The sequence below is a fragment of the Allosphingosinicella sp. genome, assembly GCF_036387215.1.
Lineage (GTDB): Bacteria > Pseudomonadota > Alphaproteobacteria > Sphingomonadales > Sphingomonadaceae > Allosphingosinicella.
The window spans coordinates 1-10,487 of record NZ_DASVUE010000189.1 but is presented as its reverse complement, the minus strand read 5'-3'; the positions used below and the strand labels follow the sequence as shown (position 1 = coordinate 10,487).

Below are 10,487 nucleotides of genomic sequence, written 5' to 3'. Positions count from 1 at the left end.
GTCGGCCACCATCACCGCGCGGGAGATCACGATCCCGAGCCGCCTCGCAAGCCGCGCAAGCGCCGCCACCTGCGGAAGCGCGAGTGCGCCCCTCTCCTCGCCCCCGGCCCTCAGGTGCAAGCCGGCAAGGTCGGGATCGGCCGCGACAAGGCGATCCTCTTCGTCGATACGGCCGCGGATCGAGCTCAAGGCAGGTTTCCGCTCGCTCATGCGGCGATTTCCGCAAGCGCTTCGCGGTAGAAGGGGTCGACCTGCCAGAGCCGGAGCGCAGCGCGCGCCTCCGCCGCGGAGGTGACGTCGAACAGATCGAGCTGGGATGCCACCAGGTCTTCGGAGGATGCTAGGCCGAGCAGGATCGATCCGGCCTGCTCCCGGCCAAGGTCCGAAGCCTTCAAGAGCAACGGCGCGCCGCGGCCGCGAGGGTCGGAGACGATCTCCCAGGCCGCATCGCGGCCGAGCGATGCCCGGACGGAGATAAAGGCGAGGAACAGCGGCAGCGACCCTTCCGTGAGGCTGCGCTCGGTCAGGTCGTCATCCACGCGGCCGAGCTGGTCGAGGCGGCGGGCGAGTCGCATGCAGCGGGCCTCCAGCCCGTCGCCCTCGTCATAGTCCGCGAGCAGGCGCTCGGCGGCGGAAACCAGCATCGCGTCGGCGTCGGCGGCAGGCACGCCGTGGCGGTCGATCATATAGGCGCGGAGCGCGGCCGCGACACGCCAGGCGAGCCGGTGCTCGAGCTCGGCGGGAAGCTCCGTACGCGCCGCGACCGGTTCGCCGAAGCCGTCGAAACGGCGGCTGTGCGCGATCAGGATCGCCATCGCCTGCTCCGAGACCTGTTCGTCCTCGTCGCGGATGAGCTCGAGGAGGAGCCCTGCCTCGCTGTTACCGCGGCTGCGGGCGAGCCGATGCTCCTCGGTGCGGCGGATGAGCGCGGCAACGAGCGGCGGCTCGGCATGGGCGCCCGATCGCTCCAGGATCGGAGCAGCGATGGCGACATGCGCGGAAGTCAGCGCGGCGTGAAGCGCCTCGTTCGCGCGGGCATGGGGGGCATCGGCAAGGCTGATGCGGAGATCGTCCTCGACCGTCCGAACGACCTTGGCGGCAAGCGCCGAGACGGTCGCCCGCTGCCATTCCGTCAAGCGAAGCGACGGCTTCAGACGGAGGTCGGCGGCGGCCACGGCAAGCCGCTCGCGCACGGCCGCATCGAGCAGCCGCGCGTCGTCGCCATTCTCAGCCGTGGTCAGCCGATCGTCGGACATTGGAGAGCCATAGCCCCGGCAGGGTTAAATCGCCGCTAATCCTGCTTCCCCGCGGCGAAGCGGTGGTGGATCTGCCGCTGCGCCCAGAAGAAGGAGCCGGCGGCGAAGGCGGCGAGTGCGCCGAGGCCGGTGACCCAATTGCCGGTGAGGCCGAACGGGAGCAGAAGCCAGGCCATTCCCTTCGGCTCCGCCAGCCAATGGTGGCCGCGCACTTCCTGCCCCTCGGTCTCGCCGTAAAGCGCGATCATGAAGGCCACGGTACCGGCGACGAGAGCGAAGCATCCCCAGCCGCGCGTCTGGCCCAGCGAATAACCCAGCGCCGCGAGCGCGATGCCGGCGATGAGCGGCAGCGTGTATCCCCACCAGTCGGGCGCGCCGCTGCGCTGCATCCGGAGCAGGGCGAGCCGGTCGGAGGCGCCGTCGAGTGGGGTCGAAAGAAGCAGGAGCAGCATCCCGCTGAGCAGCCAGCCGCGGGCGAAGAGGAGGCCTGCAAGCCCAATCAGCACCGCAGCGCCGACATAAAGCCAGCCGGGGGTGACCGAACTCGGCATCAGGAGGCGGGTCAGCGACTGCTCGACGGGCGCAAGGAAGTAACGGGAAATCCAGCTTCCCCGCGATGCTCCCGCGCTCTCGACGATCGCTGCTTCGGCCTCGGCGAGGTCCTCGGCCCGTTCTGCCATGACGAGCCCGTCGTCGCTCTCCTCGCCGCGGACTGCGAAATGGCGAGCGCCGCCCTGGACCGCCTTCCGGAGCAGAGTCGACTGGAGGTCCCACTCGCCGAGCTGAGGCGCCGTCCGCTTCAGAAGGTCGCCGTCGATGAGCGCGAGGCCAGCCCAGAGCGAATCGGCGTCGATCCGTTCGTAGCGGGCATCGCCGAGCTGGTCCGGCATGGTGAGAAGAGCCGAACCGCCGGCGCTGGTGAGGCGGGCGACGTGGCTCTCGTCCGCGACGAGGCCGTCGGCCATTAGCAGGAGCCGGTCATCCGGGTGGACGGCCTCGGCCGCTTCGGCAGCGCTTCGGGCAACCGCGGCGCTGATCCCTTCGGAGCGCATCCGGTCGATCGCCGCGGTGAGCTCGGGCGGCACGCGTTCGACGAGGATCACGATCGGATCGGCACCCGCGGCGGCTGCAAGACGCGCCTGCCGCTCGACCAGGGTGCGGCCGGCAAGCGGAAGCGTCGCGCGGAGGCCACCCTCCGGCTCATCCGATTCATGATAGGCTGCGATCAGCGCCGCCAGGCTCACAGGTGTTCTGCCCTCCCTCAAGCACGAGGGATAGGCGGGCGCCGCCCGGCATGCAAAGCCGTTCGGCTCAGACGATGGCGAAATCTTCGATTGCGGCGCGAAGCTTGCGGAGGATCACCGGATCGCCGGGAGCGCCGGCGAGTGCTTCGTCGGCAAGCTCCATCAGGCCGACCGCGCCGAAGCTTGCGGCGATGCTCTTGAGGCGCGAGGCGGCGAATTGCCAATTGGCATCGCAGCGGGCCCGGCCCAGCAGGTCCGCCTGCCGCGCGGCGCTTTCGACGAAGGCGTCGCGAAGCTCCGCCATCAGCAGGCTGTCCGCGCCGACGGCTGCGGCGAGGGAGGCGTTGAGGGCTCCGGGATCGTATACCATCCCGCTCCATTAGCCGATCGGCGTTAATAGCTCGTTTCGCTCCCGATCATCTCTTCCGCAGCCGCCGAAAAGTGGTAAACCAAGGGCATGACTATGGGGGCACAGCGCGCCGAAGCGCAGCCGGAGACCGGCACCAGCGACACCGCCCGCGACTGGGTGGGCAAGGCGGAAATCACGAGCCAGGCGGAGCCCGACGCTCCCGATTACGGCTTTCCGGAGGAACGCAGCGCGCTTCCCAAGCTGGCAGGAGGCGTCCTGCTGCTGCTCGCGCTTGCCTGGACCGGCGCTGCGATCTGGTCGATGCTCCAGACGCGCGCGGCCGTGACGGTCCCCAATGTGCTCCAGTGGATCACCTTCGTCAGCCCGCCGCTGATCCTGCTTGGGATCGCCTGGCTGATCCTCGGCCACACGCCGCGCCGCGAGACGGAGCGGTTCCGGCGCGCGGTCGCCGCGATGCGGAACGAGAGCTCGGCGCTCGAAGGCGTGCTCGCCGTGGTTGCAACGCGGCTCGAGGAAAATCACGCAAGGCTCAGGAATGAAGCCGGAAAGCTAATGTCTCTCGGCGACGAAGCGTCGGACCGTCTCGGCCGGGTCGCGCACTACCTTTCCAAGGAAAGCGCCAGCCTCGACAAGAAATCCGAAGCTCTGGAAGCGGCGGCGGAGGCGGCGCGGGTCGATATCGGCGTCCTGTTGCAAGACCTCCCGCGGGCCGAGGAGCATGCCCGCTCGCTCTCTGAAGCGATGAAGGAGGCGGGCCTCACCGCCCACGGGCAGACCGGGGCGCTGGAAGGGCAGCTTTCGGCGCTGGTGGCGCGTGGCCGGGAGGCCGACGAGGTCGTCGGCGGCGCGGCGCAGCGGCTTGCGGCGCACCTCGCGCGGGTCGAAAGCACGACCGCGGCGGCGGCGACGCGGATGGACGAGGCGGCCGCAAGCATGACCGCGGCCGTGGACGACACGATGGCGCGTGCGGCGGAGGCCGTCGACGCGGCCCGTTCGGGGCTCCAGGCGCAGGGCGCGGCGATGCTTGCGATGATCGAGCAGAGCCGGGCGGCACTCGACCGCGCGGGAGAGGATGCAGGGCGCAACCTTGCGCAGCGGCTCGAGCATATCGGCGGCAAGATCGAGAGTCTGGCGGGGCATCTGGCTGCGCAGGACGCGGCGAGCCACGCGCTCGTCACCGGCCTTGCCAAGGAGCTTGCCGAGCTCGACCAGAAGTTCGCCGCGCTCGGCCAGACCGGCGCGAGCAACGCCGAGCAGCTCGGGACCTCGATCGAGGCGGTGCGCGCTCGGGTCAACGAACTCGCCGCCGATCTTACCGGCGGCCAGGACCGCGCCGCCAACCTCATCGAGCGCGCGCACGAGATGGCGCAGGCGCTGACCGGCGTCACTGCGCAGCTCAACGGCGACGTGCCCGCGGCGCTTGCCCGGGTGCAGGAGCAGGCGGAGCAGACGCATTCGCTCACCGCGGCGATCGCGCCGAAGGTGGCCGAGGTCGAGGCGGCGGCCGGAAACGCCGCAACCAGCCTTGCAGCGGCCGAAGCGGCCGTCGCGCGGCAGCGCCAGGCGCTGGAGGCCACCGCCCGTACCGTGACGGCAGACCTGATGGAGCAGCTGGCGGGACTCGAAGGCCGGTTCGTCTCCGTCCGGGAGATGGGCGGGGCACGGGCAAGGGAGCTCAGCCGGGCACTGGAGGAGGTCGGTTCGTCCGTCGCGGAGCTGGCGGGGGCGCTCGACGGCGGGCAGGCGCGGGCGGCCGAGCTTTCCGGCCGCGCAGACCAGATCCGGACGGCGCTGGCGGGAATCACCGAAGCCCTCCAGGGGTCGGTGCCCGAGGGGCTTACACAGGTCGAGCAGCAGGCCGAGCGGACGCGCGGCATTGCGGCCGACATTGCGCCGCAAGTGGCCGCGCTGCAGGCGTCGGCCGGCGAAGCGGCGGCGCGGCTTGCCGAAGCGGAGGCAAGCGTCGGACGGCAGCAGGCGGTGCTGGAGAGCACCGCGCGGACCGTTACAGCCGACCTCCTCGCCCAGCTGGCCGAAGTGGAACAGCGGTTCGCCTCTCTTCGCGAACAGGGCGGAACGCGGGCAAACGAGCTCGGCGAAGCGCTGGCGGCGGTGAGCGCCTCCGTGTCGGAGCTTGCGGACTCGCTGGACGGCGGCCAGGCACGAGCGGCCGAGCTTTCCGGCCGCGCGGCCGAGATCCGCACCGCGCTGGCGGGCATTTCGGAAGCGCTCGAAACGAGCGTTCCGGCGGCGCTGGCGCAGGTCGAGCAGCAGGCGGAGCGCGCCCGCAGCACGACCGCGGGCATCGCACCGCAGCTGGAACAGCTGCAAGCCTCTGCGGAAAGCGCGGCAACGCGGCTTGCGGAGGCGGAAGGCAGCGTCGGCCGCCAGCGCGAGGCGCTCGATGCATTGCTGGCGCGTCTCGACGAGGGCGTCAGCGGCGTCGAAGCACAGCTGCGCGCGCTTGGCGCTGCGGCGACCGAAGCGGACGACGCGGCAGGCAGGATGACGCAGAGCACCGGGCCGGAGCTGGTCGAGGCCTTGGTGAGGGTGCGCGAGACGGCCACGCAGGCGGCGGAGCGGGCGCGGGAAGCGATCGCCGCCGTGATCCCGCAAAGCGCCGCTGCGCTCGGCGAGGCGAGCCGGGAAGCGGTTCAGGGCGCTGTCGGCGAAACGGTCGAGCGGCAGATGGCGGAGCTCGGCGCGGTGGCGGAACGTGCGGTTGAAGCGGCGCGCAAGGCCTCCGAGCGGCTGACCCGGCAGATGCTGACGATCGGCGAGGCCGCGGGCGCAGTCGAAGGCCGGATCGAGAAGGAGCGGAAGGAGCGCGAAGCGAGGGAGAGCGAGCAATTCTCCCGGCGCGTGGCGCTCCTCATCGAGTCGCTCAACTCGACCGCGATTGACGTCACCAAGATCCTTTCGAACGAAGTCACCGACAGCGCCTGGGCATCCTACCTCAAGGGCGACCGCGGCGTCTTCACTCGGCGGGCCGTGCGGCTGATCGACAATTCGCAGGCGCGCGAAATCGTCCAGCATTACGAGAACGAGCCGGAATTCCGGGAGCAGGTGAACCGCTACATCCACGACTTCGAGTCGATGCTTCGGCGGATCCTCGCCGACCGCGACAGCTCGGCGCTTGGAGTGACGGTGCTCTCGTCCGACATGGGCAAGCTCTACGTCGCGCTCGCCCAGGCGATCGAGCGGCTGCGCTAGTCGGGCGGCGTCGCCCAATCGAGCGCTTCGACGCCGATCCAGCCGTTGACGTAGTTGAGATAGTAGAGGCCGAAGAGCAGCGACCCCAGCAGGGTTGCGCGCAGCGCCGCCTGCCCGAAGCGGAAGCGGTGCGGGGCGCTTTCGGCATGGCCCGGGAGACGCTTCGCGCCCGCCTCCTCGTCGGTGCGCACTCCGAACGGGATGACGAGGAAGAAGCTCATCACCCAGAAGAGCGCGTAGATGGCAAGCGCGGACTGGAAGCGCATCAGACCCTGACGATCAGAACGTCCACGACGGGCTTCTTGCCGGTCCATTCGGTGGCGCAGCGGCGGACGGAGAGGCGGATCTCCTCGCGAAGCTTGTCTTCATTGGCCGCTCCTTTCCGCACTGCGCCGGCGGCAGCGTCGCAGGCTTCGGCGAGGAAGTCGTGACGGTCCTCCTCGACCGGAATGCCTTCGATCGCGATCTGGGGATCGCCGCGAAGGCGGCTCTGCGGATCGACCGCGACCGCGACCGAGATGACGCCGTTGGCGGCGATCTTGCGGCGCTGGCTCATCGTTGCGCCGTCGGCGGTGAGCATCACGTCGCCGTCCAGGATCAGGCGTCCGACGCGCTCGGAGCCGATCTTCTGCGGCCCATCGGGCGCGAGGCGGATGAGGTCGCCATTTTCCTGGACGATGCTCTTCGGGATCCCCTGCTCCAGCCCGAAGCGGCGATGCTCGTGGAGGTGGCGGCTCTCACCGTGAACCGGGATCAGGATTTCGGGCCGAATCCAGTGGTACATCGCCGCAAGCTCGGGACGCGCCGGGTGGCCGGAGACGTGAACGTGCGCCTGGCGCTCGGTAACCGTCTTCACGTCCGCGCGGGCGAGCGCGTTCATGATCCGGCCGATGTCGAGCTCGTTGCCGGGGATTTGGCGCGAGGAGAAGACGACGGTGTCGCCGTCCTCGAGCTTGATCTTGTGCTCACCGGACGCGATCCGGCCGAGCGCAGCCCGCGCCTCGCCCTGGCCGCCGGTGGCGACGATCAGCACCTCCCGGCGCGGAAGCGACATTGCCGTGTCGAAGTCGATCGTTTCGGGGAAGTCCTTCAAATAGCCGGTGGCGTGGGCCACTTTGATGATCCGGTCCAGCGAGCGGCCGGCGACGCAGAGCTGCCGGTTGGTGGCGCGGGCGACCCGGCCCAAGGTGTGAAGACGAGCGGCGTTGGAGGCGAAGGTGGTGACGACCACCCTCCCCTTCGCAGCTGCAACGACTTCCTCGAGGCCGCCGCGGACAGTTGCTTCAGAGCCCGAGGGCTCGGAATTGAAGACATTGGTGGAATCGCAGACCAGCGCCAGCACGCCGCTGTCGCCGATCGCCCGCATCGCCTCGTCGCTGGTCGGGCGCCCGATCTGGGGCGCGTTGTCGAGCTTCCAATCGCCGGTGTGGAAGACCTTGCCGTAGGGGGTCTCGATCAGCAACGCATTGGCTTCCGCGATCGAGTGCGCGAGCGGGACGTAGCGGACGTCGAACGGGCCCAGCTGGAAGTCGCCGCCCTGCTCGACGACGTTCAGCCTCACCTCGCCGAGCAGCCCCTCTTCCTCGAGCTTGTTGGCGATCAGGCCGGCCGTGAACGGGGTGGCGTAGATCGGAACGCCGAGATCGGCCGCGAAATAGGGAATCGAGCCGATATGATCCTCGTGCCCGTGCGTGAGGATGATCCCGAGCAGGTCCTCGCGCCGCTCCTCGATGAAGCTCAGATCCGGGAGCACGAGGTCGATGCCGGGATAAGCGGGATCGGCGAAGGTCATGCCGAGATCGACCATGATCCACTTGCCGTCGCAGCCGTAGAGATTGACGTTCATGCCGATCTCGCCGGATCCGCCCAAAGCGAGGAATAGGAGTTCTTTTCCGGGTTTCATTCTGTTCCTTAAGTCTCCGGGAGCGTTCGCGCGGAGCTGAGCTTCAAGTGGCGCTTCCGGCCCGTTTGTAAAGCAGAGCGAGACCCTGAATGGTGAGATCGGGCTCAATCACATCGAAGATGTCGGTGTGCTGGTCGAACAATGTGGCGAGGCCGCCGGTTGCGACTACCTTCACCGGGCGGCCGATCTCCTCCTTCATCCGGGAGACGAGGCCCTCCATCATCGCCACATAGCCCCAGTAGATGCCGATGTGCATCTGGTCCTCGGTGGTCCGGCCGATCACGGAAAGATCGTTCTCCGGCGCCTCGATAGCGATGCGCGGAAGCTTGGCAGCGGCCGTCACCAGCGCATCGAGCGAGAGGTTGATGCCGGGCGCGATGATCCCGCCTTTGTAGGCACCCGAATAATCGACGAGGTCGAAGGTGGTGGCGGTCCCGAAATCCACGACGATGAGGTCGCCCTCGTGGATGGCGTGGGCGGCGATGGCGTTGAGGACCCGGTCCGCGCCGACCGTCTTCGGCTCGGCAACGTCGAGTTCGATCCGCCAGTCCGCGGGCGCCTGCCCGGCGACGAGCGGCTCCACCCCGAAATATTTAAGTGCGAGCACTTCCAGATTGTGGAGCGCGCGCGGGACGACGGTGCCAATGATGACCCCGTCGACGGCGCCCCGCTCATGTCCCTCGAGCTGGAGGAGCTGGTGCAGCCACACCGCATATTCGTCGGCAGTGCGGCGTGGATCGGTGGCGATCCGCCAGCGGGCGCGGATCACGCGGTCTTCGACGAGCGCGAAGACGAGATTGGTGTTCCCGGCGTCGATCGCGAGCAGCATGGGGCTGCACTAGCCGCGGCGGCGCCAAATGGCGAGAGGCGGACCGAGCGCGCTCAGATCAGGAAGACATCGCCGGCGTGGATGATGGCGGTGGTGCCGTCGGCGAGGCGGAGCCGGAGAGCGCCGGTCTCATCAAGGCCGTCGAACAGGCCCTCGCCCGAGCTCGTGGCAAGTGCGGTGCCGATCGGGTGGGCGGCGGCCAGCCAGCCGGCCCGGACCGGAGCAAGCCCCTCGCCCCGCCAGCGGCGGAGCCAGCGGGCGAAGGCCTCAGCAAGGGTTTCGAGGAAGACGGCTGGATCCGGCGCCGAGCCGATGAGCGCGGCAACGCTGGTGGCTGGTCGATCGAGGCCCTCCGGACGGGCGGCAAGGTTGGCGCCGATGCCGATCACCACCGCGTCTCCCTCGCGCTCCAGCAGGATGCCGCTCAGCTTCTCGCCCTCGACCAGAAGGTCGTTCGGCCATTTGATCAGCACCCGGCGAGTGGGGACGTAGGCCGACACGACCTCCTGCAGCGCCACTGCCGCGACCAGCGCAAGCGTCGCCGCCGGAGGATCGGCCGGTTGGAGGCGGACTAGCGTGCTTGCGTAGAGGTTGCCGGCGGGCGAGTGCCAGCCCCTGCCCTGCCGGCCGCGGCCGCCCGTCTGTCGCTCGGCGCGGAGCCAGAGACCCTCCTGCGCCCCGGCCCGCGCAAGGGCGGCTACATCGTTATTGGTCGAACCTGTCTCTTCGACCGTTCGGATCAGAACAGGTCTCTCTTCATCAAAAGAGAGACCCCGCCGCGTTGCGCGAGACCATGTCCAGTGGCGCGATCAGGAGGTAGCCCAGCGGCGACACGAATACGGCTGCAGCGGCGATCAGCAGGCCTTCCAGCCAGTCGCGGCTACGCTCGAAGGCGGGCGCTGGATCGTCGAAATACATCGTCTTGACGATCTTCAGATAATAATAGGCGCCGATCACCGACGTCGCGATGCCGACGAAAGCGAGCCAGGTGAGATCGGCGCGCACCGCGGCGTTGAACACGTAGAATTTCGGCCAGAAGCCCATCAGCGGCGGGATGCCGGCAAGGCTGAACATGAACATCGCCATCGCAAGCGCGAGCAGCTTGCGCGAGCGCGAGAGGCCGGAGAGGGCGGCGATCGTCTCGACCGGACGGCCGGCTTCGTCGCGCATCCGCATGACGACGAAGAAGGAGCCGAGCGTCATCACGACATAGACGGCCATGTAGAAGAGCACGGAGGCGACGCCGTCGGGCGTTGCCGCGGCGAGACCGATCAGGGCGAAGCCGACATTGTTGATCGAGGAATAAGCGAGCAGCCGCTTGATGTTCTGCTGCCCGATTGCCGCAACGCCGCCGAGAACGGTCGAAGCGAGCGCCATGAAGATGACGATCTGGCGCCATTCGAACGTGGCGGGCCCCATGCCCTCGATCGCGACGCGCGTGAGGAGCGCCATCGCGGCGACCTTGGGCGCCGATGCGAAGAAGGCGGTGACCGGCGTCGGCGCGCCCTCGTAGACGTCCGGAGTCCACATGTGGAACGGCACGGCCGAGACCTTGAAGGCGATGCCGGCGAGCACGAAGACGAGACCGAACAGCTCGCCGGTCGAGACGCCGTCGCGGCCCAGTGCGGCGGAGATGTCGCCGAACAGAGTCGAGCCGGTGAAGCCGTAAAGA

General features: G+C 68.9%; 9 protein-coding genes and 1 pseudogene. 1 reads left to right on the top strand and 9 read right to left on the bottom strand.

The genetic code is table 11. The features are described from left to right. The 4 genes and pseudogenes from VF662_RS07790 to VF662_RS07775 all read right to left on the bottom strand — a co-directional run. A pseudogene (locus tag VF662_RS07790) lies at positions 1–210 on the bottom strand (PAS domain-containing sensor histidine kinase); the annotation flags it as partial. Beyond that, positions 207–1,256, bottom strand: coding sequence for a DUF2336 domain-containing protein (locus VF662_RS07785; protein WP_464139584.1), 1,050 nt, complete (start codon positions 1,254–1,256; stop codon positions 207–209). The gene VF662_RS07785 and the pseudogene VF662_RS07790, both read right to left, overlap by 4 nt. A gap of 35 nt (positions 1,257–1,291) precedes the next feature. Further along, on the bottom strand, positions 1,292–2,500 hold the full coding sequence (locus tag VF662_RS07780) for a hypothetical protein (protein ID WP_464139582.1): 1,209 nt from the start codon (positions 2,498–2,500) through the stop codon (positions 1,292–1,294). Positions 2,501–2,567: 67 nt separating this feature from the next. Next, complete coding sequence (locus VF662_RS07775) at positions 2,568–2,870, bottom strand: Hpt domain-containing protein (protein ID WP_464139577.1); 303 nt, start codon at positions 2,868–2,870, stop codon at positions 2,568–2,570. Positions 2,871–2,963: 93 nt separating this feature from the next. Between VF662_RS07775 and VF662_RS07770 the strand changes: the two genes are divergently transcribed. Further along, a complete protein-coding gene (locus VF662_RS07770; protein ID WP_464139575.1) occupies positions 2,964–6,083 on the top strand; it encodes a hypothetical protein in 3,120 nt (1,039 codons plus the stop codon). Here the strand turns inward: VF662_RS07770 and VF662_RS07765 are convergent. The 5 genes from VF662_RS07765 to VF662_RS07745 all read right to left on the bottom strand — a co-directional run. Continuing rightward, positions 6,080–6,349, bottom strand: coding sequence for a DUF1467 family protein (locus VF662_RS07765; protein WP_464139573.1), 270 nt, complete (start codon positions 6,347–6,349; stop codon positions 6,080–6,082). The two genes, VF662_RS07770 and VF662_RS07765, sit on opposite strands and share 4 nt — an antisense overlap. Further along, positions 6,349–7,986 carry a ribonuclease J gene (locus VF662_RS07760; protein WP_464139571.1) on the bottom strand — a complete coding sequence of 546 codons (1,638 nt, stop codon included), beginning with the start codon at positions 7,984–7,986 and terminating at the stop codon, positions 6,349–6,351. The genes VF662_RS07765 and VF662_RS07760 overlap by 1 nt, the downstream gene beginning before the upstream one ends. Before the next feature lie 43 nt (positions 7,987–8,029). Next, complete coding sequence (locus VF662_RS07755) at positions 8,030–8,815, bottom strand: type III pantothenate kinase (RefSeq protein WP_464139569.1); 786 nt, start codon at positions 8,813–8,815, stop codon at positions 8,030–8,032. Positions 8,816–8,868: 53 nt separating this feature from the next. Continuing rightward, on the bottom strand, positions 8,869–9,558 hold the full coding sequence (locus VF662_RS07750; protein WP_464139586.1) for a biotin--[acetyl-CoA-carboxylase] ligase: 690 nt from the start codon (positions 9,556–9,558) through the stop codon (positions 8,869–8,871). A gap of 16 nt (positions 9,559–9,574) precedes the next feature. Next, positions 9,575–10,487: NADH-quinone oxidoreductase subunit N (locus VF662_RS07745; RefSeq protein WP_464139567.1), on the bottom strand; the 913-nt coding region annotated here is incomplete at its 5' end.

Excerpts from the sequence above, each read along its gene's own strand:
- VF662_RS07785 (WP_464139584.1), bottom strand. The coding sequence starts at position 1,256 with ATGTCCGACGATCGGCTGACCACGGCTGAGAATGGCGACGACGCGCGG.
- VF662_RS07775 (WP_464139577.1), bottom strand. The coding sequence starts at position 2,870 with ATGGTATACGATCCCGGAGCCCTCAACGCCTCCCTCGCCGCAGCCGTC.
- VF662_RS07765 (WP_464139573.1), bottom strand. The coding sequence starts at position 6,349 with ATGCGCTTCCAGTCCGCGCTTGCCATCTACGCGCTCTTCTGGGTGATG.
- VF662_RS07755 (WP_464139569.1), bottom strand. The coding sequence starts at position 8,815 with ATGCTGCTCGCGATCGACGCCGGGAACACCAATCTCGTCTTCGCGCTC.
- VF662_RS07770 (WP_464139575.1), top strand. The coding sequence starts at position 2,964 with ATGGGGGCACAGCGCGCCGAAGCGCAGCCGGAGACCGGCACCAGCGAC.
- VF662_RS07760 (WP_464139571.1), bottom strand. The coding sequence starts at position 7,986 with ATGAAACCCGGAAAAGAACTCCTATTCCTCGCTTTGGGCGGATCCGGC.